This window comes from Plesiomonas sp. ISS29, assembly GCF_056522795.1.
On the sequence record NZ_JAWRZQ010000001.1, the window covers coordinates 919,599 to 944,988 of the forward strand.

Consider the following 25,390-nt stretch of genomic DNA (forward strand, 5'->3'; position numbering starts at 1 on the left):
CTGACTACCCAAAATTTATGCGATTTTCCCCACGTTCGTTACGACAACTGGTTTTACTGGCATTTCTTTTGGTATTACTGCCGCTGCTGCTGTTGGCGTATCAGGCGTACCGGGGGCTAGATAACTTAAGTGCCCAAGCCGAACAGCTAAACCGCTCTACACTGGCTGATGCGCGCCGCTCTGAGATGATGAGCAACATTGCGCTAGAGATGGAGCGCAGTTATCGCCAGTACTGTGTATTGGGGGATAAAACATTTGCCAAGCTCTACCAAAATCAGCGCGATCAATACCTGCGCCAGCTGACACTGCATGCCCGCGCACTGCCTGAAAAAGACAATTATGCCCCGCTGCGGGCCAATTTGAGTCAGCTTGCCACGCCACTGTGTAATAACGAAGGGTTAATGCCCGAAGCACTGGTTCTGTTAGAGCAGTTTGCGCATAACAACAGCCAGATGCTAGAGGCGACCCGCAGTGTGATTTATTCGCGCGGGGAAAAACTGCAGCAGACCATCGCCGAGCGCGGGCGCTATTTTGGCTGGCAAGCACTGAGTGTGTTTGTGGTTAGTTTAGTGTTGGTATTGCTATTTACCGGCATGATTATTGGGCCGGTTAAAGCTATTCAGCGTATGATCAATCGCTTGGGTGAGGGAAAGAAACTTTCTGATATCTCAACACTGCGTGGCCCGCGTGAGCTAAAATCAATTGCACAGCAAGTGGTGTGGCTGAGTGAGCGCTTGGCGTGGCTGGAATCTCAACGTCATGAGTTTTTGCAGCATATCTCGCATGAGTTAAAAACCCCGTTGGCCAGTATGCGTGAAGGCACTGATCTGCTAGCTGATGAAATTGCCGGCCCATTGAGCACTTCCCAGCGTGAAATTGTCGGTATTTTAGATACCAGCAGCCGCCATTTGCAGCGCTTGATTGAGCAATTACTTGATTATAACCGCCAGATTGCCAGTACGCCGGTGCAGATAAGTCAGGTTTTTTTGCCCGAATTGTTTGATACGGTGGTGCAGGCCAACAGCCTGCCGGCAAAAGCAAAAAACATGCATACCTACCTTGATTGGCAAGCTGATACCTGTGTCGCCGAACCGATATTACTGGCTCGGGTACTGGATAACCTCTATTCCAATGCGGTGTATTACGGCGGGGAATCCGGTACTATCTGGGTTAAAAGCCGCCAAAAAGATCATCATATTCAAATTGATATTGCCAATACTGGCACCTCAATTCCGAAAGCCGAACGGGAAATGATTTTTGAACCGTTTTACCAAGGCAGTCGCCAGCGTAAAGGGGCGGTAAAGGGAAGTGGTTTAGGATTAAGCATTGCCCGTGATTGCATTCGCCGAATGCAGGGTGAATTGGATTTGGTGCAGAGTGATTATGCGCCAGTATGTTTTCGTATTGAATTACCGTTAAGCCCAGAGCATGTCTGACATAATAAAGAAATGGATGTTACGCGTTGTATTGGTCATTCCGCTGCCATTACTGAGCGCATGTGCAGGAAAGCCGACCGAGGCGCTCGCACGCGTTATGCAGCCGATCACCTCATCGACAGAGGTTGATGATTTTTATCGCCAATCTTGTCAGGCTATCTGGCTGACCAAAAACGGTGTTTCGATCCAGCAAGCGGCTTACTGGTTGCGAGTTGCCGAGTGTGCCGATCAAGTTCCGCTCAAAGATCGGCGCGAATTTGCTGAACATTTTTCCCATGCAACCTGGCATGCCACACTGAAAAAGACTTTATTAGCACTGCGAGCTTCGCCAACGCTGACTGAGCGGCGTAAATCGCTCGATACCCTCAGCCAGTTGCGTGAACAAGTACCGTTTTCTGTGTTGCCACTGGTGCGTATTTGGCGTGAACAACAAGTTATGTTGATAAGCTCAGCTGATGAGCGGATCCGTTTTCAGCGCGAACAAAAACAGCTAGAAAATGACCTTGAACTGGCCACACATCAACAGCGCGAACTCAATCAAAAATTAAAGGATGCAGAGCAAAAACTCTCTCGATTGATGGATATTGAGCGTCAGCTCTCCAGCCGTAAACAGTTACCGGTAAAATCGGTACTGCCAGAGATGAGTGAAGCACTCAAACAGCCAGAGTCTGTTGAGACCAATGCTTCAGATGCCGTCAATACACCTGATTCCGTCAACACTTCTGATAATAGCGCGGTTGAAGAGAAGCCAGCCGAAGATAAACCGGTTGAAAAACTACCGGCCGATGTAAAGGAACCCTTACCCGATGACACAGAGAAAGCCGGCCAACCTGCTGCTGGTGGATGATGACCCCAGCTTACTGCGCCTGCTTGGTATGCGTTTGAGCAGTGAAGGCTTTCAGGTCAGCACCGCCATTAATGGGCAAGAAGCCCTGCGCGTACTTGAGCGCGATAAAATTGAACTGGTGATCAGTGATTTACGGATGGACGAAATGGACGGCATGGCGCTGTTCGGCGAAATCCAAAAGCGTATTCCCGGCATGCCGGTAATCCTGCTCACCGCACACGGCTCTATCCCTGATGCCGTGGCCGCAACCCGTCAGGGCGTATTCAGTTTTCTGACCAAACCGGTCGATAAAGAAGCGCTGTATAAAGCCATTGATGAGGCGTTAGCCCTGCATGCACCGGCCAGCAGCGATGAGCGCTGGCGTGAAAATGTGATCACCCGTAATGCCGGCATGCTGCGCTTGCTTGAACAGGCAAAAATGGTGGCACAATCGGATGTCAGTATTTTAATTAATGGCGCAAGCGGTACCGGTAAAGAGGTGCTGGCACAAGCCATCCACAAAGCCAGCCCGCGCGCACAGCAACCCTTTATTGCCATCAACTGCGGCGCACTGCCAGAGCAACTGTTGGAGTCGGAACTGTTTGGCCATGCCAAAGGCGCATTTACCGGGGCAGTCAGTCAGCGTGAAGGGCTATTTCAGGCAGCAGAAGGCGGCACGCTGTTTTTAGATGAAATCGGTGATATGCCGCTCTCATTGCAAGTTAAATTACTGCGGGTACTGCAAGAGCGCCGGATCAGGCCGCTCGGCAGCAACCGCGATATTGAAATTAACGTGCGTATCCTCTCGGCCACACACCGTGATTTGCAAAAAGAGATGGAGAAGGGCGAGTTTCGTGAAGATCTCTACTATCGCCTGAATGTGGTTAACCTCAAATTGCCGGCGCTCAATGAACGGGCCGATGATATTCCGCAACTGGCTGCCCATATTTTGCGCCATGCGGCCGAGCGCAACAAACCGTTTGTTCGTGCATTTTCCAAAGAGGCCATGAAACTGCTGATGGCCGCTGGCTGGCCGGGGAATGTGCGTCAACTGGTCAACGTTATCGAACAGTGTGTTGCGCTGACTACTGCTCCAGTAATTAATGAAGCCTTGGTGGAACAGGCACTTGAAGGTGAAAATACCGCTCTGCCAACCTTTGCCGATGCGCGTAGCCATTTTGAACTGCATTACCTGCGCAAGCTGTTGCATATCGCTAAAGGTAACGTGACACAAGCGGCGCGTATGGCTGGGCGAAACCGTACCGAATTTTACAAACTGTTGGGCCGACATGAGCTCGACCCTAATGACTTTAAAGATAACTAAAATTTAAAGACAATTAAGCCATCTTTATAACCTGATCTGTCGCCCTGTTAAGTGCATTGTGCACTCTATCTTTAACAGGGAAGACAACCTAAACGCATACCCTGCGGGGGCATCCCGAAGTATGCTTAACCTTTGTTTTTGATTAGCTGGATATGCCATGAATTTAGGGCCTGTCACCAAACAACTGAATATCGCCATCGCACAACTGAATATGCTGGTGGGAGATATTGAAGGCAACGCAGACAAAATCATCCAAACTGCCACTGAACATGCCAATACCGGCGCGGATATGGTGGTATTTCCCGAGCTTGCGCTAACCGGTTATCCGCCGGAAGACCTGTTGCTACGGCCCGATCTCATGCTGCGTGTGCAGGCTGAACTTCAGCGCATCCAGCAGGCGTGTGCACAAACTACCGTACTGATAGGCCACCCGTGGCGTGATGCTGATGCCCTGTATAACGCGCTATCGGTCTACTCCAACGGGCAACTGCTGACCCGCTATTACAAACAGCAACTGCCAAACTATGGCGTGTTTGATGAACAACGCTACTTCCATGCCGGTCATCAGCATGCTGTTATTGATTTTGCCGGTTACCGCATCGGGTTGTTGATCTGTGAAGATCTCTGGTTTGATCAACCGATTGATACACTGCACAGTGCTGGCGCAGAGCTAATTATCTCTATTAACGCCTCACCGTACGATCAAGAAAAACCACAGATTCGCCAGCGTTTACTCGAAGGCCACTGCCGTCGTACCGGATTACCCCTGATTTATCTTAATCAGGTGGGCGGGCAAGATGAACTGGTGTTTGATGGCTGCTCAAAAGTCTTTAACCAGCAAGGGGAAGTGACCCACCATCTGGCTGCGTTTGCAGAGGACAGCGCACAAATTATCATCACCGATAATTACATCCAGCCGATGCTCAATCTACCACAGCCAAGTAGCCTGCTGGCGCAAACCTATCAGGCACTGGTACTGGCTGTACGAGATTACGTCACTAAAAATGCTTTTCATGGCGCGGTACTGGGGTTGTCCGGCGGTATTGATTCTGCGCTGACCTTGGCGATTGCCGCTGATGCATTGGGCGCTGAAAACGTACAAGCTGTGATGATGCCGTTCCGGTATACCGCCGATATCAGCGTAGCCGATGCCAAAGAAGAAGCGGAAATTCTTGGTGTTGAGTTTGATATCATCTCTATCGAACCCATGTTTGATGCCTTTATGAGCCAGCTGGCCCCGTTATTTGCCGGAACAGCGCGTGATACCACCGAAGAGAATCTGCAAGCCCGCTGTCGCGGCGTTATGCTGATGGCCATCTCCAATAAGCGCCGCCGTTTGGTACTGACGACCGGAAACAAAAGTGAAATGGCCGTTGGTTATGCCACCTTATATGGCGATATGGCGGGTGGATTTGATGTGCTCAAAGACGTACCGAAAACACTGGTATTTGCCTTGTCAGCCTATCGTAATACCCTCTCGTATGTGATCCCACAGCGCGTGATTGATCGACCACCATCCGCTGAACTGGCACCCGATCAAGTAGATCAAGATAGCCTGCCACCGTATGACGTGCTCGATGCCCTCTTGCAAGCCTATGTAGAACACGATAAATCCGTTGCAGAGTTAATCGCAATGGGGTTTGATGAAACCATCGTGCGGAAAGTTTTGCGTTTAGTTGACATCAACGAATATAAACGTCGGCAATCAGCGGTCGGCCCGCGCATTACCACACGGAATTTTGGCAAAGATCGGCGTTATCCGATAACGTCAGGGTTTGGACGCAAAAACTGGTAAGGAATCACCATGAAAAAAATCGATGCAATCATCAAACCATTTAAACTCGATGATGTCCGTGAGGCATTGGCCGATGTTGGTATCACCGGAATGACCGTCACCGAAGTCAAAGGCTTTGGACGTCAGAAAGGGCATACCGAACTGTATCGGGGAGCCGAATACATGGTTGATTTCTTGCCAAAAGTCAAAATTGAAATGGTGGTGGCTGACGATATCGTCGATACCTGTGTAGATACCATCATGAAAACAGCCCAAACCGGTAAAATTGGTGACGGCAAAATCTTTGTCTACGATGTTGCGCGCGTTATCCGGATCCGCACCGGTGAGCAAGACGAAGAGGCAATCTAAAGATAACAGCGCGTATCCTTATAAACGGCGTGATCATACGCCGTTTTCTTTTCCCTATTCTGATCACCTCACCAAAATCTCTCGTACAACAAAAACTTGGCAAACGATTGCTTTAAAATTGCGAACAGGGCTATCGATCACACTTTAAAAATATTAAACTGAGCGTAGATAAACGGGTATGCCGTCATTTTCAGCCTATCCCTCGACTTAGCTCAAGTTATCAGGAGATGCAGATGTTAAAACGAGACATGAACATTGCCGACTACGATGCTGACTTATGGCACGCCATGCAGCAGGAAGTTGTGCGTCAGGAAGAGCACATTGAGCTGATTGCGTCAGAGAACTACACCAGCCCGCGCGTTATGCAGGCACAAGGTTCGCAACTGACCAATAAATATGCTGAAGGCTACCCGGGTAAGCGTTATTACGGTGGTTGTGAATACGTAGACATCGTTGAGCAACTGGCCATTGATCGTGCTAAAGCGCTGTTTGGTGCCGATTATGCCAACGTACAACCGCACTCCGGCTCACAAGCCAACTCCGCCGTTTACATGGCACTGCTTAATCCGGGCGATACCGTACTTGGTATGAGCTTGGCACATGGCGGCCACTTAACTCACGGTTCACCGGTTAACTTCTCCGGTAAACTGTACAATATCGTCCCGTACGGTATTGATGAAAATGGCCGCATTGACTACGACGATGTTGCCCGTCAAGCGCAAGAGCATAAACCAAAAATGATTATTGGTGGATTCTCTGCCTACTCACGTTTGGTTGACTGGGCGCGTTTGCGTGAAATCGCTGACAGCATTGGCGCATACCTGTTTGTCGACATGGCCCATGTTGCCGGCCTGATTGCCGCAGGCGCTTATCCAAACCCAGTACCTCACGCACATGTCGTTACCACCACCACCCATAAAACCTTAGCTGGCCCGCGTGGTGGCCTGATCCTCTCTGCTGCTGCAGACGAAGACCTGTACAAAAAGCTCAACTCGGCTGTCTTCCCTGGTGGTCAAGGTGGCCCGCTGATGCATGTGATTGCCGCAAAAGCAGTCGCCTTTAAAGAAGCGATGGAGCCTGAATTTAAAACACTGCAATTCCAGATCGTACGCAATGCACAAGCTATGGTTAGCGTGTTCCAGCAACGTGGTTACAACGTCGTTTCGAACGGCACTGAAAACCATCTCTTCTTGCTGGATCTGATTGACAAAGACATCACCGGTAAAGAAGCTGATGCTGCACTGGGCCGTGCCAACATTACCGTGAATAAAAACAGCGTGCCTAATGATCCGCGCAGCCCGTTTGTGACTTCCGGTATTCGCATCGGCTCACCGGCTATCTCACGTCGCGGCTTTAAAGAAGAAGAAGCCGCACAACTGGCTGGCTGGATGTGTGATGTGCTTGATGACATCAACAACGAAGCGACCATTGAGCGCGTTAAAGGTCAGGTGCTTGATATCTGCGCTCGCTTCCCTGTGTACGCATAACTGATCGTTATATACAGCCATCGCCTATTGCTATTATAGAAAGTACAGAAAGCGAAAAAAGCCCTCTATCTATATAAAGAGTCATCTATATAGAAGAAGCCGCTCAATCAAAGAGCCTCTTTGATGAGTAAGATGGCTTATCTCTGATGTTAGCAAAGGCCACGTAACGAAAAGCCACCCTATAGACTCAATATAGTGGTGGCTTTTTTATGGGTAAAAACAGAGTTATCCACAGGAGTCTTTGTAAATCCTGTGCGTTAATTGTTGGTATCACGTGCTTAACTCAGGCTTCGATTATTTATCATCATTTCAGTGTTTTTTTGTCGAAAAACCACTTGCGCTTTGTCGGCAACTCCCTATAATGCGACCCCACTGACACGGCAACTGTGATGCAAATCACTGAAAGCAAAGCAGTAAAGAATAAAATGCTTTTAAGGAATGTGAAAAACAGACCTTGACAGCCAAAGGGAAATGCGGAATAATGCGCGCCCTGTCAACGTGAAAGCGCTGACACTGCTCTTTAAAAAATTAATCAGACAATCTGTGTGGGCACTCGTTGAAGACGCTGACTATCCAAAAGATACTTAGTTAAACGAGTGACTGACAATTTATTTGCTAGTTATTTCGAGCGACAAACTTTAAATTGAAGAGTTTGATCATGGCTCAGATTGAACGCTGGCGGCAGGCCTAACACATGCAAGTCGAGCGGTAGCACAAAGAAGCTTGCTTCTTGGGTGACGAGCGGCGGACGGGTGAGTAATGCCTGGGGATCTGCCCGATAGAGGGGGATAACTACGGGAAACTGTAGCTAATACCGCATAATGTCTACGGACCAAAGTGGGGGCTCTTCGGACCTCATGCTATCGGATGAACCCAGGTGGGATTAGCTAGTTGGTGGGGTAATGGCTCACCAAGGCGACGATCTCTAACTGGTTTGAGAGAATGACCAGTCACACTGGAACTGAGACACGGTCCAGACTCCTACGGGAGGCAGCAGTGGGGAATATTGCACAATGGGGGAAACCCTGATGCAGCCATGCCGCGTGTGTGAAGAAGGCCTTCGGGTTGTAAAGCACTTTCAGCGAGGAGGAAAGGGAGCAGCTTAATACGCTGTTGCTATGACGTTACTCGCAGAAGAAGCACCGGCTAACTCCGTGCCAGCAGCCGCGGTAATACGGAGGGTGCAAGCGTTAATCGGAATTACTGGGCGTAAAGCGCACGCAGGCGGTTTGTTAAGTCAGATGTGAAATCCCCGCGCTCAACGTGGGAACTGCATTTGAAACTGGCAAGCTAGAGTCTTGTAGAGGGGGGTAGAATTCCAGGTGTAGCGGTGAAATGCGTAGAGATCTGGAGGAATACCGGTGGCGAAGGCGGCCCCCTGGACAAAGACTGACGCTCAGGTGCGAAAGCGTGGGGAGCAAACAGGATTAGATACCCTGGTAGTCCACGCTGTAAACGATGTCGATTTGGAGGTTGTGCCCTTGAGGCGTGGCTTCCGGAGCTAACGCGTTAAATCGACCGCCTGGGGAGTACGGCCGCAAGGTTAAAACTCAAATGAATTGACGGGGGCCCGCACAAGCGGTGGAGCATGTGGTTTAATTCGATGCAACGCGAAGAACCTTACCTACTCTTGACATCCACAGAACTTTCCAGAGATGGATTGGTGCCTTCGGGAACTGTGAGACAGGTGCTGCATGGCTGTCGTCAGCTCGTGTTGTGAAATGTTGGGTTAAGTCCCGCAACGAGCGCAACCCTTATCCTTTGTTGCCAGCGCGTAATGGCGGGAACTCAAAGGAGACTGCCGGTGATAAACCGGAGGAAGGTGGGGATGACGTCAAGTCATCATGGCCCTTACGAGTAGGGCTACACACGTGCTACAATGGCATATACAAAGGGCGGCAAGCTAGCGATAGTGAGCGAATCCCATAAAGTATGTCGTAGTCCGGATTGGAGTCTGCAACTCGACTCCATGAAGTCGGAATCGCTAGTAATCGTAGATCAGAATGCTACGGTGAATACGTTCCCGGGCCTTGTACACACCGCCCGTCACACCATGGGAGTGGGTTGCAAAAGAAGTAGGTAGCTTAACCTTCGGGGGGGCGCTTACCACTTTGTGATTCATGACTGGGGTGAAGTCGTAACAAGGTAACCGTAGGGGAACCTGCGGTTGGATCACCTCCTTACCTGCGATACCAGCCTTTGGCTGAGTGCTCACACAGATTGTTTGAAGTTGCGTCCCCTTCGTCTAGAGGCCTAGGACACCGCCCTTTCACGGCGGTAACAGGGGTTCGAACCCCCTAGGGGACGCCACAATTGCTCTTTAAAAATCTGGAAACAAGCTGATAAATAACTGAAGTTCTTAAGAACAAGCGTCTTGAGAAACTGGCATATGACCAGTTTAGTACTTTCATCAATCTGAAATAATTTTGGGTTGTATGGTTAAGTGACTAAGCGTACACGGTGGATGCCTTGGCAGTCAGAGGCGATGAAGGACGTGCTACCCTGCGAAAAGGGTTGGTGAGCTGGGATGAAGCGCTATTAACCAACCATGTCCGAATGGGGAAACCCACCTAAGATAACTTAGGTATCGTTAAGTGAATACATAGCTTAACGAGGCGAACCGGGAGAACTGAAACATCTAAGTACCCCGAGGAAAAGAAATCAACCGAGATTCCGTTAGTAGCGGCGAGCGAACGCGGAGCAGCCCAGAGTCAACATCAGCCAGTGTGTTAATGGAACGGCCTGGAAAGGCCGGCGATACAGGGTGATAGCCCCGTACATGAAAGTGCACTGGTTGTGAGCTCGATGAGTAAGACGGGACACGTGGTATCCTGTTTGAAGATGGGGGGACCATCCTCCAAGGCTAAATACTCCTGACTGACCGATAGCGAACCAGTACCGTGAGGGAAAGGCGAAAAGAACCCCTGTGAGGGGAGTGAAATAGAACCTGAAACCGTGTACGTACAAGCAGTAGGAGCACCTTCGTGGTGTGACTGCGTACCTTTTGTATAATGGGTCAGCGACTTATATTCTGTAGCAAGGTTAACCGAATAGGGGAGCCGTAGGGAAACCGAGTCTTAATAGGGCGCTTTAGTTGCAGGGTATAGACCCGAAACCCGGTGATCTAGCCATGGGCAGGTTGAAGGTTGGGTAACACTAACTGGAGGACCGAACCGACTAATGTTGAAAAATTAGCGGATGACTTGTGGCTGGGGGTGAAAGGCCAATCAAACCGGGAGATAGCTGGTTCTCCCCGAAAGCTATTTAGGTAGCGCCTCGGACGAATACCTACGGGGGTAGAGCACTGTTTGGGCTAGGGGGTCATCCCGACTTACCAACCCCATGCAAACTCCGAATACCGTAGAGTACTATCCGGGAGACACACGGCGGGTGCTAACGTCCGTCGTGAAGAGGGAAACAACCCAGACCGCCAGCTAAGGTCCCAAAGTCATGGTTAAGTGGGAAACGATGTGGGAAGGCTCAGACAGCTAGGATGTTGGCTTAGAAGCAGCCATCATTTAAAGAAAGCGTAATAGCTCACTAGTCGAGTCGGCCTGCGCGGAAGATTTAACGGGGCTAAACCATGCACCGAAGCTGCGGCAATGACGTTTAGGCGTTATTGGGTAGGGGAGCGTTCTGTAAGCGGTAGAAGGTGTGCTGTGAGGCATGCTGGACGTATCAGAAGTGCGAATGCTGACATAAGTAACGATAAGGGGAGTGAAAAACTCCCCCGCCGGAAGACCAAGGGTTCCTGTTCAACGTTAATCGGAGCAGGGTGAGTCGACCCCTAAGGCGAGGCTGAAAAGCGTAGTCGATGGGAAACGGGTTAATATTCCCGTACTTGTGGTGACTGCGAAGGGGGGACGGAGAAAGTTAGGCTATCCGGGCGACGGTTGTCCCGGTTTAAGCGTGAAGGTGGGAAGACTAGGTAAATCCGGTTTTCTGCATAACACTGAGGCGTGATGACGAAGCACTACGGTGCTGAAGTAGCTGATACTACGCTTCCAGGAAAAGCCTCTAAGCATCAGGTCACCAGAAATCGTACCCCAAACCGACACAGGTGGTCAGGTAGAGAATACTCAGGCGCTTGAGAGAACTCGGGTGAAGGAACTAGGCAAAATGGTGCCGTAACTTCGGGAGAAGGCACGCTGACGGTAGGTGAAGTCCCTTGCGGATGGAGCTGAAGTTAGTCGAAGATACCAGCTGGCTGCAACTGTTTATTAAAAACACAGCACTGTGCAAACACGAAAGTGGACGTATACGGTGTGACGCCTGCCCGGTGCCGGAAGGTTAATTGATGGGGTTAGCGCAAGCGAAGCTCTTGATCGAAGCCCCGGTAAACGGCGGCCGTAACTATAACGGTCCTAAGGTAGCGAAATTCCTTGTCGGGTAAGTTCCGACCTGCACGAATGGCGTAATGATGGCCAGGCTGTCTCCACCCGAGACTCAGTGAAATTGAAATCGCTGTGAAGATGCAGTGTACCCGCGGCAAGACGGAAAGACCCCGTGAACCTTTACTATAGCTTGACACTGAATATTGAGCCTTGATGTGTAGGATAGGTGGGAGGCATTGAAACGTGAACGCCAGTTTGCGTGGAGCCGACCTTGAAATACCACCCTTTAATGTTTGATGTTCTAACGTGGTCCCATAATCTGGGATGCGGACAGTGTCTGGTGGGTAGTTTGACTGGGGCGGTCTCCTCCTAAAGAGTAACGGAGGAGCACGAAGGTTGGCTAATCCTGGTCGGACATCAGGAGGTTAGTGCAATGGCATAAGCCAGCTTAACTGCGAGACGGACAGGTCGAGCAGATACGAAAGTAGGTCATAGTGATCCGGTGGTTCTGCATGGAAGGGCCATCGCTCAACGGATAAAAGGTACTCCGGGGATAACAGGCTGATACCGCCCAAGAGTTCATATCGACGGCGGTGTTTGGCACCTCGATGTCGGCTCATCACATCCTGGGGCTGAAGTTGGTCCCAAGGGTATGGCTGTTCGCCATTTAAAGTGGTACGCGAGCTGGGTTTAGAACGTCGTGAGACAGTTCGGTCCCTATCTGTCGTGGGCGTTGGATGATTGAGGGGGGCTGCTCCTAGTACGAGAGGACCGGAGTGGACGTATCTCTGGTGTTCCGGTTGTCACGCCAGTGGCATTGCCGGGTAGCTAAATACGGAAGAGATAAGCGCTGAAAGCATCTAAGCGCGAAACTTGCCCCGAGATGAGTCATCCCTGAGGCCTAGAGCCTTCTAAAGGGTTGTTGGAGACTACGACGTAGATAGGCAGGGTGTGTAAGCGTAGCGATACGTTGAGCTAACCTGTACTAATTGCCCGTGAGGCTTAACCATACAACGCCAAAGTTATGTTGGACGATGAAAGTCCGAGACGATGTTTTTGAGAACAAAAACAGAATTTATCAGTGCGTTTTCAGATTTAGCGTAATGGCCATGAAATGGCGGTTATGCAGATAGAATAGAAGAATTTGCCTGGCGGCGATAGCGCGGTGGTCCCACCTGACCCCATGCCGAACTCAGCAGTGAAACGCCGTAGCGCCGATGGTAGTGTGGGGTCTCCCCATGCGAGAGTAGGGAACTGCCAGGCATCAAATAAGTAAGAAGCCCATCCGAAAGGATGGGCTTTTTGCGTTATTGTATTTTATTTATTAAAACTTATTGGGGATTTTGGACAGGCACACGTGAGCGATTTGCTGAGGCTCACACGATAATGAACTTATCAGTAGCTCAACGCCCTAACTGTCCAATTACCAATTACCAATTACCAATTACCAATTACCAATTACCAATTACCAATTACCTATGAAACTATCTATGTAGCCCTCTGTAACTAGGACATGGGCAGTTGAGCCGTTCTTTTGATGGCGCATGGATGGGGACGGATGGGGCAGGATTAGTTTGTGTATCCCATAAAAGCGTTTTCTTTTAGGCTCTGTTTTTGATAAAAAAGATATCCGCTGTTTAGCCTAGCCATGCTTGCAACAGCTGATGCATTGATGAGAAGGATTTTACGATGTCTGAATCGGCAGCAGAGGCTCTTTGCCGTGCACATGATATTTCCCGTTTCATATTAAAAACCAGCGCTGGTGCGTGCATAGCGAGCCATAAAACAGATGTAATGTTACCAACCGAAAGGCCGGTTGCATTGGTTTACAACGGTGTTTCGCATGCAGTGATGATGTGCTCGCCGGGCGATCTTGAGGATTTTGCACTAGGTTTTTCGCTGACTGAAGGTATTATTGAGAATGCTTATGATGTGCACGATTATCGTCAGGAAGAGTCGTGTAAAGGTATTGAGTTGCATATTGAGCTCGCTAATCGTTGCCTGAGCCGGCTTAAAACAACAAGACGTATGCTGGCGGGGAGAACGGGTTGTGGGCTCTGTGGTGCTGAGCAGTTGGATCATGTGGTACGTTCGGTCAAACCACTCTCTTTCTCACAGCACTTTAATTTAGGATCACTAGATCGAGTGTTGGATCAATTGAGCGATCGTCAGTTTTTAGGCGCTGTAACCGGGGCAACACATGCCGCGATACATTTGTCGTGCGAGGGTGAAATTCTGGCTATCCGTGAAGATGTTGGCCGGCACATTGCTTTAGATAAGTTGATTGGTCATTTATGTCGGCATAACTGCACCGAGGGCGCGATTTTAGTGACGAGCCGAGCGAGTTACGAGATGGTACAAAAGACGGTTTCAGCAGGCATAGAGACTCTGCTGGCGATGTCTGCGGTGACTGAGATGGCGGTTGAACAGGCACAAAAAGGGAATTTAACGTTATTAGGGTTTTGTCGGCGTGGGCGGGCGGAGTGCTATACATATGCTGAACGGATCAGATGAGGGTTGTGCCGGCGTTGGTGTTCTTTGCTTTAATAAATAAACCCACAAAGCAGGCTTTGTGGGTTTATGCAGTTATTGCATGAAAAGGTTAGAGGAAACCTCTTAGTTCATGCCGTATTTTTTCAATTTCTTGCGCAGAGTACCACGGTTGATACCCATCATGAGTGCGGCGCGGGTTTGGTTACCGCGAGTATACTGCATGACCATGTCGAGCAGAGGCTGCTCAACTTCAGCCAGAACTAACTCGTACAGCTCATTGACGTCTTGGCCGTTTAACTGAGCGAAGTAGTTCTTCAGGGACTGTTTAACGGAGTCACGCAGTGGCTTATGGGTGACCTGATCCTGAGCATTAATGGTAGCAACAGTCAGTACGTCAGAATTAACGCGTTGTTCGAACATGGTTCTTTCAGCTCTTTTTTATTTTTACGCAAGATTCTCAAAATACACATTTAACGCTTCCAGCTGTTCGCTAGCATCCTCTATCACGTTAAATGCACGCCGAAACTGGTCGTCAGGAGCATGTTCTTGTAAATACCAAGAAACATGTTTTCGGGCAATTCGATATCCTTTGCCGTGACCGTAAAAGTCATGCAGTGCACGAATATGCCCGAGAAGTAACTGCTTGACCTCAACGAGTGAGGGAGGCGGTAACACTTCTCCTGTCTCCAGATAATGCTGGATTTCCCGAAAGATCCAGGGTCTTCCCTGAGCGGCACGGCCTATCATCAGCGCATCTGCGCCGGTATAGTCCAATACCTCTCTGGCTTTATGCGGGGTAGTGATATCGCCATTGGCGATCACTGGTATGGAAACCGCGCGTTTAACAGCCCGAATGCTGTCGTACTCAGCGTGGCCCGTAAACAGGCACGCACGAGTGCGGCCATGAATAGCGAGCGCCTGAATACCACAGCGTTCTGCAATTTGGGCTATTTCGACACAGTTGCGATTATCCTGATCCCATCCAGTCCGAATTTTTAGGGTTACTGGAACGTCAACGGCATTAACAACGGCCGTTAAAATTTGTTCAACCAGCGTAGGATGTTGTAAGAGAGCAGAACCTGCTAGCTTACGGTTAATCTTTTTGGCTGGGCAACCCATATTAATATCAATGATCTGAGCACCATACTGCACGTTAGCGCGTGCGGCTCCCGCCATATCGTCAGGATCTGCACCCGCAATTTGTACACTACGAATACCCGGCTCATCAGTATGTACCATACGCAGGCGGGATTTATCAGTATGCCAGACCTCTGGATTTGAGGACATCATCTCTGATACCGCCATGCCAGCCCCCATCTCGTGACAGAGCTGCCGAAATGGTCGGTCAGTAATACCGGCCATAGGCGCTACGATCAATTGATTGTTAAGTTTATAAGGGCCGATACGCATTGACTGAAAGGTAACCACTCTGTGCCTGTAAGGGCGCGTATATTACGCACTTTTTCAGTCAGAGGAAAGGCCAAACTTTGAACACTTGCCGGAACTTTTATAGTCAAGCGATTTTTTCGGTAATCAGGGCTATGCAGCGTACAAAAAACAGGCATACTTTAAAAAAGTGTTTCATTTACGTATTTGCTCTATTCCCAGCTAAATCATTACAATGGAAGACATTACACGATAAGGATCACGATTAGCATGCGGTTAATGCATTGGAAATTTAGGTTGTCAGCTTTTTCACTGGCATTGTTTTTATTACCGGCTTCTGAAACAGTATGGGCTGATCCGGTCAGATTCGATCAGGCATGGCAGACGCTTCAGCAGGTGAATGACGGGTTAAAAGCAGAGATGTCGGCTGCCGATCGTTCACAAAAAATGGCTGAGGCTACGGATGGGCTTAATCTGCCTAAAATTGATTTAACCGGAAGTATTACGCGGTTAAGTGATCCTTTATCGCTCGATCTTAAAGATATGCAGCCTTTTCCTTCTCTGGCTTCAAATCCGCGTATTCAATCGCTTTTAGCGGCGTTAGGTTCTGATCCTAAATTAGGCCCTTTGTTGCAAGGGTTGAAAAATCTGCCAACAGAGACCGATCTTTCCAATCAAACGGTGAAAACAGCAGGTGTTAATGCGCTGTGGGTTATCTATTCAGGTGGCCGTATCAGTGCGGCGCAAACTGCGGCGTATGCGCAAGCGGATGAAGCACGGCAACAGTTTGCCTTAAAGCGTCTGCAAGCCTTTTCTGATTTAACCCGTTTTTACTACGGTGTAACGCTGGCTAAAAACGTGTATCAAACCCGTCAGCAGGTGGCTGCTGCATTGAATCAGCATTTACAGCATGCGATTAAACTTGAACAGCAAGGGCAAATTGCCAAAGTAGAGCGTACATCGGCGCAGGTGGCCTATGATCGTGCGCAGGTTGATGCCGAAAATGCACGTCGTGAGCTGGAAATTGCCCAACTGGTGTTGGATGAGTTGCTGCACAAAGAGGGGGTACAACCGACATCACCGTTGGTTACCCGATTAACGCTGCCGAGCATGCCTGCGTTGGTGAAGACAGCTCTGCAAGCCAATCCGGCGATATCACTGCTTGATGCCAAAGATAAGCAGGCTGAGAGTTTAGAGAAGGCTGAGCGTGGCCGTTATTTGCCAAATGTGGCAGCCGTGGGTAATTACAATCTGTATCACGACGACAGTATTTTAGGTGAGCGAGCACCTGACTGGATGGTCGGGTTGGGTGTCACTATTCCTTTGGTGGATAACAGCGGGCGTAATGATCTGCTGGCTGCGGCGCACATTGCCCGTAAAGAGGTGGGATACCGCCGTGCAGAGTTAGAGCGTCAATTGAAAGTGGGTGTTGAGCAGGCTTACCGTGAGTTGGAGCAGGCGAAGACTGAGTATGATTCGTTACAATCGAGCCAAGTGTTGGCACAAGAGAACTTCCAGCTGCGTAATAAGGCGTTTGAGCAGGGTTTGGCAACATCATTGGATGTGGTAGATGCCAGAATGACGCAATCGGCGATTGATACGCAGCGGTTGGCCGCAAGTTACCGAATGACTACCGCACTATCGAAATTATTGGCTTTGTCGGGGCAACCCGATGCCTTTAACCGCTACCAGCAGTAACTACGCGTCAGGCATATATTTAGGTGAAAACAGATGAATAAGAAGAGTAAATCGATCGCGGCAGTGGTGGGTGCGGGTGTAGTTGTTGCATTAATCATTAGCTATTTTTCGGCATACGATAATGACAGCGCGCTGATGCAGGGGCAAATCGAGGCGCAGCAATATTTTGTTTCTGCCAAAGTACCGGGCCGGATTGAAGCGGTTTTAGTACAAAAGGGGCAACAGGTTAAGCAGGGCGATCCGATGTTTGTGCTTTCAACGCCTGAGCTTGATGCCAAATTGAATCAAGCCAAAGCCGGAGAAGCGGCAGCCGGAGCGATGCGTCAAGAGGTGGATAATGGTGCGCGTAGTCAGCAGATTGCGGCAGCAAAAGATCAGTGGCTAAAAGCGAAAGCTGCGGCCATTTTATCAGAAAAAACCTACCAGCGAATCAATGCACTTTTTCGTGATGGCGTGATGGCAGAACAAAAGCGTGATGAGGCGAAAACGGCATGGCAGGCGGCGAAATATACCGAGCAGGCCGCTTTTCAGCAATATCAGCTGGCGGTAGAGGGCTCACGTAAGGGTGAAAAACTGGCGGCCGCTGAGAAAGAGAAGATGGCCGCTGCTGCTGTTGCCGAAGTGCAGGCCTATCTGAAAGATGCAGAGTTAATGGCATACCATGACGGTATGGTTGATCAGGTTTTACTGCACCCAGGTGAGCTTGCGCCGGCAGGTTTTCCGGTGGTGACTTTGGTTGATCTGAATAATGCATGGGCGCTATTTCAGGTACGGGAAGATAATTTAGCTCAGTTCAAACAAGATGATGTATTTAACGTACGTATTCCGGCACTGAGCAAGGATAAAACCTATCCATTTAAAGTCACCTATATCAGTGTGATGGGTGATTACGCAACATGGCGGACTACCCAGCCTGGCCGTGGCTATGATATGCGTACATTCCAGATTGAGCTGCGTCCGGTTGAGCCAGTTGAAGGGCTTCGCGTCGGGATGACAGTGCTGCTGGAGGCGAAGTGAAACCGGGATTACGAGCAACCGCATGGCGTGAGTGGCAGCGGATCTTGCATGACCGCTGGATCTTTGCGCTGACGGTCTGGCTGCCTCCGCTGTTTTTTGTTTTGATCTGGGCCATTTTTAATTCGGGGATCCCAAAAGATCTTCCGGTGGTGATCCTCGATCAAGATCACAGCCAGTTATCACGTGAGCTGACCCGCCGCTTTGAGGCATCACCGGCACTGCATGTGGCTTATGAAGCCAACAGCCTACGTGAGGGAATGTCACTGGTGCGTAGCGGTAAAGCATATGCACTGATTATGCTGCCTTATCGTCTTGATACGGATGTCAAACTGCACCTTAGCCCCGCGGTGACGGCTTACTACAACAGCCAATATGTGCTGATTGGGAAAGCCGTCAATACCGCGTTGCAGAGTACCATATTGACTATGGCTGCCCAGCAGGGCGTACAGGTTCATCTGGCCACTGGTGAAAATATTTATCAGGCTCTAGGGCAAGCCGTTCCGACACAAAGCCAGTACACCCCGCTGTATAATATTGGCATGAATTATGTGCCATTTTTGGTGACAGCGGTGATTCCCGGGATCTGGCAAATCTTCCTGATCAGTATTGTGATTGCCGCACTGGGTCTGGAGTTTCGCGACAGCAATGGTGCGGCATGGCTACAGTCGGCCAATGGTTGCTTGGGGAAAGCTTTTGCCGGAAAAATGCTGCCGTATGCGCTGATTAGCGTGGTACAAGGTGCGCTATTTTTATGGGGGATTTTTGGCTGGTTACACTGGCCGATTGAGGGCAGTATTCCAGTTATTTTACTGGCGCAGTGGTTGATGATCGGTGCTTATATTGCCATGGGAACACTGCTGTATTGCACCAGTTTTCACTATGGCCGTGCAGCCAGTACTGCGGCAGCCTATTCTGCGCCGGCATTTGCCTTTATGGGCGTGACTTTTCCGGCAGCTAATATGCCGAGTTTTGCACAGTTTTGGTCAGATATTCTGCCGGTATCGCACTACATTCAGGTGCAAATTCAGCAGGTAAATTATGCCGCATCGTGGGCGGTATCATGGCATAGCATGTCTGATTTGCTGTGGTTTTGGCTAGTGATCCCGCTAGCATTGTTACTGCTGCGTGCTCGCTTACGTAAACTGGGGAGTCTGCAATGACATTGGGCCAAATTTGGCGGAAAGAGGTGCGTGCGCTGAGTAAAAACGCGGCCATTTTAATGACTGTTTTTGTCGGGCTGATTTTTTACTCGGTGCTCTATCCGCAGCCCTATTCACATCAGGTGGTTACTAGCATGCCGGTAGCGGTGTGGGATAGTGATCACTCGGCCTTGAGCCGGCAGTTTATTCGTATGGTTGAGGCGACTCCGCAAGTTGAGATCACCCATAATGCAACCTCACAGCAAGAGGCCGATCAGTGGCTGCAAAGTGGTGAGGTGCATGGCTTATTGGTTATCCCACAGCACTTTTCCCGTGATGTATTGATGGGAAAAAGCCCGGTCATTGCCGCTGCCGGTGATGCGAGTTATTTTTTGGTCTATTCATCCATTATCGAAGGGATTGCGCGTGCAGCCGGAACACTCGGCGCGCAGGTTAAAGTGACCAAAGAGCTGATGCAGGGCACGCCTTATCAGGGAACGCTGGGAACTGCATTACCGTTACGGGCGCAAACTGAGGCGCTGTTTAACCCTTCTATTGGCTATATTGCCTATATCGTTCCTGCGGTATTTGTACTGATTTTACATCAGACATTGCTGATTGCGGCCGGCATTCAAACGGCAGAATATAAAGAGCGGACGCTCGGTGGTGAACGCGGGTACTGGCAAACAGTATCACCGTGGAAGCTGTTGTTGGCGCGCGGTCTGGTTTTTGTGCCGTTGTATCTGGTGGCGGCCATGTACTATTTGGGGACATGCTTTGATTACTACAATGTGGTGCGACAAGCGAACCCATGGGTACTGCTGCTGCTTTGTACCTTGCTGTTTTGGACGACCTACTGTTTTGCGGTGATGATTACATTTTTCATGACCCGGCGGGAAACGCCGACCCAAGCGGTACTGATCTCTTCACTGCCGATAGTGTTTACTGCCGGATTTGTCTGGCCGATTATTGCCATTCCTGAGCCGATCATTTGGCTGGCGCGTTTGATCCCCGGTGTGAACGGTATTGAGCTGATGGTGCAATATAACCAGATGGGGGCTTCATTAAGTGAAGCGTCTGAGCCGTTATTGCGTTTAGGTGTACAAGCGGTGGTGTATACCGTTTTGGCAGGGTGGGTGTTGTTGCATAGCCAGCGTTTAGCCGTGAACAAGGTTGTTAGTGTGTCGGCTGAAAAACCGGTTTAACAAACAAATCGGTTTAACCATGAGGTACTGCCGATACAAGATAGACAGTGAACTATCGGTAAACTGTAAACCGCCGGCAAATCATAAACGATTAGCAAAATAAAACCCCATGGCATGATGATTATGCCGTGGGGCTTTTTTATGTTTGATTGGGTGTTATTGGTCTTGTGTTGTTTATTTTGCGCGGGCAATACCGGTAATGCGGCACCACTCTTCACGTTCGGCAATCGGGTCGAGTGCAAACTGAGCGCGGTAAGCATCGGCAACCGATTCAGCTTGTGATTCTAAAATTCCCGACAAACCCAAGTGGCCACCGGCTTTTGGCAGTACGCTGATCAGCGGCGCCAGCTCACGCAGCGGGCCGGCCAGAATATTGGCAACGACAACATCACCTTGCAGATTAGCGGGCTGATCGTGCGGCAAATACAGCTCAAGACGTTCAGACACGCCGTTACGCTGCGCGTTATCACGGCTGGCAGTGATCGCTTGTGGATCAATATCAATACCGATAGCGCGGGCAGCGCCGAGTTTCAGTGCAGCGATAGCCAGAATACCCGAGCCGCAACCGAAATCGATAATGGTTTTGCCTTCGAGATCCAAACCATCAAGCCACTCAAGGCACAGTGCGGTGGTTGGGTGTGTACCGGTACCAAATGCCAGACCCGGATCGAGCATCACGTTCACAGCGTCAGGCTCTGGGATATCGCGCCAGCTTGGGCAAATCCATAAACGGCGGCCAAACTGCATTGGGTGGAAATTATCCATCCATTCACGCTCCCAGTCTTTATCTTCGAGCTGCTCGATTTTATGCGCAAAATCAGCAGGTAAAAGCGGGCTGGTGGTGAGCTGTTGCATGACCTCGGCCATATTCATTTCAGCATCGAACAGCCCCATCACATCGGTATCGCCCCACAGGCGGGTTTCACCGGGGAGCGGCTCAAATACCGGCGTATCGTGGGAATCCATGAAGGTGACAGAGACAGAGCCGCAATCCATCAGCAGATCGCCAATGGCTTCGGCTTGTGCGCCGGTGGTGTTCAGTTTCAGTTGAATCCAAGGCATGGTGAGCACTCTCGGTTGATCCACAGCATGATTGTGTGGATGAAAATTATGTGAATGAAAACGGTGTGAATAACAAATCGTTCTGTAGAGAGAAAACCGTTTAGGTAGCCAGTACAAAGACCGGCTTGTATATCATTTAAGAATAACATGGCTGAGGGATGGCACTCATCTTATCGCCAGTTCGCCAGCCATGTTGTTCGGTTTAACGCTAACTCTCAGCCTGTGCCTGTATGCGCATCTGTTTACGTTGGTGGCATTCGGTCAGTGTGTTTCCGACCACAAAGGCCAGCAGGCCGAAGATCAAGGTTGGCACAATTGCGTGTAGGCCAAGTGGTTTTGCTCCGATCAGATTCATGGCCACATAGCAACCACCGCCAGCGATCATCGAGGTTAGCGCACCGCCGGCATTGGCCCTATCCCAGTACAAACCAAAGACCAGCGGCCATAAGAACACCGCTTGCAGCCCACCAAAGGCGAGCAAATTCAGCCAGATGATCATTTCCGGCGGCTGCCATGCGGCCAAAATTAGCAATACGCCCAAAATCAGGGTACTCAAGGTGGAAAGACGCGAGATCCGCTGCTCATTTTGTTCATCCTGCGGGCGTAAACGCAGATAGAGATCTTTGATCAGTGTGGCGGAAGATTGGATCAGTTGCGCATCAATGGTCGACATAATCGCAGCCATCGGTGCGGCTAAGAAGATCCCCGCGGCAATCGGCGGTAATACTTGAATCATCAGTGTCGGGATCACCTGATCCGGAATGGCCAAATCGGGTAATACTGCCCGCCCGAGAGCGCCGGTTAGGTGCATGCCGAGCATCAGAATACCAACAATGATGGTGCTGACAATCATGCCAAAGTGCAGCGCTTTGCTGTCTTTGTACGCCATGCAGCGCACCGCTGTGTGTGGCAGGCCGATGACACCAAAACAGACCAGTACCCAGAATGAGGCCATAAAGGGGAGATCGAGCATACCGTCAGGGCCGTGTGCACTGATTAAGTCGGGATCAATAGCGCGTAAAGTAGTCACCGCATGGCTGATCCCACCGGCTGCATGGATCACGGCAAACAGCAGGATCACGGTGCCAATCATCATCACGATCCCCTGTAGGGCATCGGTCATCGCGACGGCGCGAAATCCACCAAACATGGTGTACAGGCCGACGGTAACGCCGAAAATCAGCAGGCCATCAAGATAGGGGATCCCCACGGCAGTCTGTAACAGACGCGCACCGCCGATAAACTGTACGGTCATTGCGGCAAAAAATGCGATCAGCATGCTGGCACAGGAGATCCAGACTACGGTTTTATTTTTGTAGCGCGCGTACAGTAAATCGTTCAGGGTCAGGGCATTATATTTACGCGATAAAATGGCAAACTTTTTACCCAATACACCGAGCGATAACCATGCCGCGGGCAGCTGGATCATCGCCAGCAGTACCCAGCCTAACCCGTATTTATAGGCCGCCCCTGGGCCGCCGATAAAAGAGCTCGCGCTGGTGTAGGTAGCCGTGAGGGTCATGGCGAGTAAAAAACCGCCCATAGAGCGATTCCCAACATAATACTCGGTCAGGAAGTTGCCCTTACTGCGCTGAAAGTAGGCATAAATGGCGACGGCAAACACCAAAACAAGATAGCCGACGAGGGGCAGAATAATTTCACTCTTCATCGGAACGCTCCAGCGAAATATCGCGATAAATGTGTTTCACCATTAATCCACACAACAAAATAAAAAACAGCGGCAGCAGCAGGCAGGCCATTTCAAACCAGTGCGGTAAGCCGGTGATGCCCAGTTGGTTGCTTGGCAAATAGGCAAACAGTGACCAACAGACAAGGTAAGCAATGGTAAGCCATAATGCCCAGCGCGCTTCACGGTGAGCTTGTTTGAAGCGATGATCGTGCATGATCCGCAATGTCTCCATCACAGCTAACATTAAAAAAAGGCGGCAATTGTAGCGCAGATTACGAAAGGGATAAAAAAAAAGGCCGGAATGATCTCCGGCCTTGGTATTGGTGAACCTTATTTACTGCAAACCGAGTTTCTTTTCCAGATAGTGGATGTTGGTTCCACCCTGTTGGAAATGCTCGTCGGCCATAATACGTTCTTGCAACCCGATGTTGGTTTTGATCCCATCAATAATGGTTTCAGACAATGCGTTACGCATACGTGAAATGGCGATTTCACGGGTTTCGCCGTAGGTGATCAGCTTACCGATCATGGAGTCATAATACGGCGGTACGGTATAACCGGTGTAAATATGAGATTCCCAGCGTACGCCAAAACCACCCGGAGAGTGGAAGTGGGTAATTTTACCCGGTGAAGGTAAAAAGGTTTCCGGATCTTCTGCGTTGATGCGGCACTCAATGGCGTGGCCGTGAACGTGCACATCAGACTGCTGAATAGAGAGCGGCATACCTGCGGCAATACGTAGTTGCTCTTTAATCAGATCAACACCGGTAATCATTTCAGTCACCGGATGCTCAACCTGAATACGGGTATTCATCTCAATAAAGTAGAATTCGCCGTTTTCGTACAAAAATTCAAACGTTCCTGCGCCACGGTAACCAATCTCGATACAAGCATTGGTACAGCGCTCACCGATATTACGGCGAACTTCTGGCGTGATACCCGGTGCTGGCGCTTCTTCGACCACTTTCTGGTGACGACGCTGCATTGAGCAGTCGCGCTCAGCCAGATAAACCGCATGACCCTGACCATCAGCAAGCACTTGGATTTCGATATGACGCGGGTTTTCCAAGTATTTTTCCATGTAAACCATGTCGTTATTGAAGGCCGCTTTTGCCTCCGCTCGGGTCATGGTAATGGATTGCGCCAGCTCTTTTTCACTGCGAACAACGCGCATGCCGCGACCGCCGCCGCCGCCAGAGGCTTTGACAATGATCGGGTAACCAATGCGTTTGGCGATGGCTTTGTTTTTATCCATATCATCGCCCAGCGGGCCATCAGACCCCGGAACACAAGGTACACCGGCAATTTTCATTGCGCTGATCGCGGAGACTTTATCCCCCATCAGGCGGATGGTTTCTGCACGTGGCCCGATGAAGATGAAGCCTGAGTTTTCCACTTGTTCGGCAAAATCGGCATTTTCTGACAAAAAGCCGTAACCGGGGTGGATGGCTACTGCACCGGTAATTTCAGCTGCCGCAATGATAGCCGGCACATTTAGGTAGCTTTTGGTCGACGGTGGCGGGCCGATGCAGACCGTTTCATCGGCCAGCAAGACATGCTTGAGCTCACGGTCTGCCGTTGAGTGTACGGCAACGGTTTTAATACCGAGCTCTTTACAGGCACGCAAGATCCGCAGCGCAATTTCGCCGCGGTTAGCAATAACAATTTTATCCAACATGGCCACTCCTTGTTATTCGATGATAACCAGAGGCTCATCAAATTCCACTGGTTGACCGTTTTCCACCAGAATCGCTTTTACCACACCGGCTTTGTCGGATTCAATCTGGTTCATCATTTTCATAGCTTCAACGATGCACAACGGATCACCAACGGCAACAGTCTGCCCAATTTCGATGAATGATTTTGCATCAGGGCTTGGCGTGCGGTAGAACGTACCCACCATTGGTGAGCGCACTACGTGGCCAGATACTGCTTCGGCAACGGGTGCTGCTGGCGCAACAACCGGTGCGACAGGCTGTGCAGTAGGTGCTTGCATCGGGTAAGGGGCATAGTGTGCCGCCGGTACTGCCGTGATGTTACGGCTGATGCGTACTGACTCTTCACCTTCTGAAATTTCCAGCTCAGAAATACCTGACTCTTCAACCAGTTCAATCAATTTTTTAATTTTACGAATATCCATTAGCGTGGTT

18 protein-coding genes, 1 tRNA gene and 3 rRNA genes are annotated in these 25,390 nt (G+C 50.0%); 15 read left to right on the top strand and 7 right to left on the bottom strand.

The features are described from left to right. Positions 1-17: 17 nt before the first annotated feature. From AC1HDJ_RS04115 to fdhD, 11 genes are all read left to right on the top strand, one after another. Positions 18-1,436: a sensor histidine kinase gene (locus tag AC1HDJ_RS04115; RefSeq protein ID WP_479533576.1), complete on the top strand. Its 1,419-nt coding sequence runs from the start codon at positions 18-20 to the stop codon at positions 1,434-1,436. A 16-nt stretch (positions 1,437-1,452) separates the two neighbouring features. Beyond that, on the top strand, positions 1,453-2,283 hold the full coding sequence (locus tag AC1HDJ_RS04120; RefSeq protein WP_479533578.1) for a hypothetical protein: 831 nt from the start codon (positions 1,453-1,455) through the stop codon (positions 2,281-2,283). Further along, on the top strand, positions 2,243-3,586 hold the full coding sequence (gene glrR / locus AC1HDJ_RS04125; RefSeq protein ID WP_438623909.1) for a two-component system response regulator GlrR: 1,344 nt from the start codon (positions 2,243-2,245) through the stop codon (positions 3,584-3,586). Before AC1HDJ_RS04120 ends, glrR begins: the two co-directional genes overlap by 41 nt. A gap of 157 nt (positions 3,587-3,743) precedes the next feature. Then, positions 3,744-5,381: an NAD+ synthase gene (locus tag AC1HDJ_RS04130; RefSeq protein WP_479533580.1), complete on the top strand. Its 1,638-nt coding sequence runs from the start codon at positions 3,744-3,746 to the stop codon at positions 5,379-5,381. A gap of 9 nt (positions 5,382-5,390) precedes the next feature. Further along, positions 5,391-5,729: a nitrogen regulatory protein P-II gene (gene glnB / locus AC1HDJ_RS04135; protein ID WP_438623911.1), complete on the top strand. Its 339-nt coding sequence runs from the start codon at positions 5,391-5,393 to the stop codon at positions 5,727-5,729. Between the two features lie 233 nt (positions 5,730-5,962). Next, positions 5,963-7,216, top strand: coding sequence for a serine hydroxymethyltransferase (glyA, locus tag AC1HDJ_RS04140; protein ID WP_479533583.1), 1,254 nt, complete (start codon positions 5,963-5,965; stop codon positions 7,214-7,216). A 640-nt stretch (positions 7,217-7,856) separates the two neighbouring features. Further along, a 16S ribosomal RNA gene (locus AC1HDJ_RS04145) occupies positions 7,857-9,399 on the top strand. Between the two features lie 51 nt (positions 9,400-9,450). Then, positions 9,451-9,526: transfer RNA gene (locus AC1HDJ_RS04150), tRNA-Glu, on the top strand. 127 nt (positions 9,527-9,653) lie between these two features. Beyond that, positions 9,654-12,560 (top strand): 23S ribosomal RNA (locus tag AC1HDJ_RS04155). Between the two features lie 137 nt (positions 12,561-12,697). Continuing rightward, positions 12,698-12,813 (top strand): 5S ribosomal RNA (gene rrf / locus AC1HDJ_RS04160). The 16S, 23S and 5S rRNA genes sit together here with 1 tRNA gene alongside, the layout of an rRNA operon. A gap of 426 nt (positions 12,814-13,239) precedes the next feature. Then, the gene (gene fdhD / locus AC1HDJ_RS04165) at positions 13,240-14,064 is read left to right on the top strand and encodes a formate dehydrogenase accessory sulfurtransferase FdhD (protein WP_479533585.1); all 825 of its coding nucleotides are present in this window, start codon (positions 13,240-13,242) and stop codon (positions 14,062-14,064) included. Between the two features lie 102 nt (positions 14,065-14,166). On the opposite strand, the gene fis is transcribed toward fdhD, so the two are convergent. Both fis and dusB read right to left on the bottom strand, forming a co-directional pair. Next, on the bottom strand, positions 14,167-14,463 hold the full coding sequence (gene fis / locus AC1HDJ_RS04170) for a DNA-binding transcriptional regulator Fis (RefSeq protein ID WP_010862690.1): 297 nt from the start codon (positions 14,461-14,463) through the stop codon (positions 14,167-14,169). 24 nt (positions 14,464-14,487) lie between these two features. Beyond that, positions 14,488-15,453, bottom strand: coding sequence for a tRNA dihydrouridine synthase DusB (dusB, locus tag AC1HDJ_RS04175; RefSeq protein ID WP_479536992.1), 966 nt, complete (start codon positions 15,451-15,453; stop codon positions 14,488-14,490). A gap of 246 nt (positions 15,454-15,699) precedes the next feature. Between dusB and AC1HDJ_RS04180 the strand changes: the two genes are divergently transcribed. From AC1HDJ_RS04180 to AC1HDJ_RS04195, 4 genes are read left to right on the top strand one after another with little or no spacing between them, the layout of a single operon-like run. Next, positions 15,700-17,127, top strand: coding sequence for a TolC family protein (locus AC1HDJ_RS04180; RefSeq protein WP_479533588.1), 1,428 nt, complete (start codon positions 15,700-15,702; stop codon positions 17,125-17,127). A 33-nt stretch (positions 17,128-17,160) separates the two neighbouring features. Continuing rightward, positions 17,161-18,144 (top strand): HlyD family secretion protein, encoded by a 984-nt coding sequence (locus tag AC1HDJ_RS04185; RefSeq protein WP_479533590.1) that lies wholly within the window; start codon positions 17,161-17,163, stop codon positions 18,142-18,144. Next, complete coding sequence (locus AC1HDJ_RS04190; protein WP_479533592.1) at positions 18,141-19,304, top strand: ABC transporter permease; 1,164 nt, start codon at positions 18,141-18,143, stop codon at positions 19,302-19,304. Before AC1HDJ_RS04185 ends, AC1HDJ_RS04190 begins: the two co-directional genes overlap by 4 nt. After that, positions 19,301-20,488, top strand: coding sequence for an ABC transporter permease (locus AC1HDJ_RS04195; RefSeq protein ID WP_479533594.1), 1,188 nt, complete (start codon positions 19,301-19,303; stop codon positions 20,486-20,488). The genes AC1HDJ_RS04190 and AC1HDJ_RS04195 overlap by 4 nt, the downstream gene beginning before the upstream one ends. A gap of 174 nt (positions 20,489-20,662) precedes the next feature. Here AC1HDJ_RS04195 and prmA read toward each other — a convergent pair whose 3' ends face one another. The 5 genes from prmA to accB form a co-directional block, all read right to left on the bottom strand. Beyond that, on the bottom strand, positions 20,663-21,550 hold the full coding sequence (gene prmA, locus AC1HDJ_RS04200) for a 50S ribosomal protein L11 methyltransferase (protein ID WP_479533596.1): 888 nt from the start codon (positions 21,548-21,550) through the stop codon (positions 20,663-20,665). A 208-nt stretch (positions 21,551-21,758) separates the two neighbouring features. Beyond that, positions 21,759-23,219: a sodium/pantothenate symporter gene (panF, locus tag AC1HDJ_RS04205; RefSeq protein WP_479533598.1), complete on the bottom strand. Its 1,461-nt coding sequence runs from the start codon at positions 23,217-23,219 to the stop codon at positions 21,759-21,761. Next, positions 23,209-23,454 carry a YhdT family protein gene (locus AC1HDJ_RS04210; protein ID WP_438622238.1) on the bottom strand — a complete coding sequence of 82 codons (246 nt, stop codon included), beginning with the start codon at positions 23,452-23,454 and terminating at the stop codon, positions 23,209-23,211. The genes panF and AC1HDJ_RS04210 overlap by 11 nt, the downstream gene beginning before the upstream one ends. Positions 23,455-23,574: 120 nt before the next feature. Continuing rightward, positions 23,575-24,918, bottom strand: a complete 1,344-nt coding sequence (gene accC, locus AC1HDJ_RS04215; RefSeq protein WP_438622239.1) for an acetyl-CoA carboxylase biotin carboxylase subunit — start codon at positions 24,916-24,918, stop codon at positions 23,575-23,577. 12 nt (positions 24,919-24,930) lie between these two features. Beyond that, positions 24,931-25,380, bottom strand: a complete 450-nt coding sequence (gene accB, locus AC1HDJ_RS04220) for an acetyl-CoA carboxylase biotin carboxyl carrier protein (protein WP_479533600.1) — start codon at positions 25,378-25,380, stop codon at positions 24,931-24,933. Positions 25,381-25,390: the final 10 nt, after the last annotated feature.

Bases quoted from the DNA above. Each gene is read 5' to 3' on its own strand.
- AC1HDJ_RS04115 (WP_479533576.1), top strand. From the start codon at position 18: ATGCGATTTTCCCCACGTTCGTTACGACAACTGGTTTTACTGGCATTT.
- AC1HDJ_RS04120 (WP_479533578.1), top strand. From the start codon at position 1,453: ATGTTACGCGTTGTATTGGTCATTCCGCTGCCATTACTGAGCGCATGT.
- glrR (WP_438623909.1), top strand. From the start codon at position 2,243: ATGACACAGAGAAAGCCGGCCAACCTGCTGCTGGTGGATGATGACCCC.
- AC1HDJ_RS04130 (WP_479533580.1), top strand. From the start codon at position 3,744: ATGAATTTAGGGCCTGTCACCAAACAACTGAATATCGCCATCGCACAA.
- glnB (WP_438623911.1), top strand. From the start codon at position 5,391: ATGAAAAAAATCGATGCAATCATCAAACCATTTAAACTCGATGATGTC.
- glyA (WP_479533583.1), top strand. From the start codon at position 5,963: ATGTTAAAACGAGACATGAACATTGCCGACTACGATGCTGACTTATGG.
- fdhD (WP_479533585.1), top strand. From the start codon at position 13,240: ATGTCTGAATCGGCAGCAGAGGCTCTTTGCCGTGCACATGATATTTCC.
- fis (WP_010862690.1), bottom strand. From the start codon at position 14,463: ATGTTCGAACAACGCGTTAATTCTGACGTACTGACTGTTGCTACCATT.
- dusB (WP_479536992.1), bottom strand. From the start codon at position 15,453: ATGCGTATCGGCCCTTATAAACTTAACAATCAATTGATCGTAGCGCCT.
- AC1HDJ_RS04180 (WP_479533588.1), top strand. From the start codon at position 15,700: ATGCGGTTAATGCATTGGAAATTTAGGTTGTCAGCTTTTTCACTGGCA.
- AC1HDJ_RS04185 (WP_479533590.1), top strand. From the start codon at position 17,161: ATGAATAAGAAGAGTAAATCGATCGCGGCAGTGGTGGGTGCGGGTGTA.
- AC1HDJ_RS04195 (WP_479533594.1), top strand. From the start codon at position 19,301: ATGACATTGGGCCAAATTTGGCGGAAAGAGGTGCGTGCGCTGAGTAAA.
- prmA (WP_479533596.1), bottom strand. From the start codon at position 21,550: ATGCCTTGGATTCAACTGAAACTGAACACCACCGGCGCACAAGCCGAA.
- panF (WP_479533598.1), bottom strand. From the start codon at position 23,219: ATGAAGAGTGAAATTATTCTGCCCCTCGTCGGCTATCTTGTTTTGGTG.
- AC1HDJ_RS04210 (WP_438622238.1), bottom strand. From the start codon at position 23,454: ATGCACGATCATCGCTTCAAACAAGCTCACCGTGAAGCGCGCTGGGCA.
- accC (WP_438622239.1), bottom strand. From the start codon at position 24,918: ATGTTGGATAAAATTGTTATTGCTAACCGCGGCGAAATTGCGCTGCGG.
- accB (WP_479533600.1), bottom strand. From the start codon at position 25,380: ATGGATATTCGTAAAATTAAAAAATTGATTGAACTGGTTGAAGAGTCA.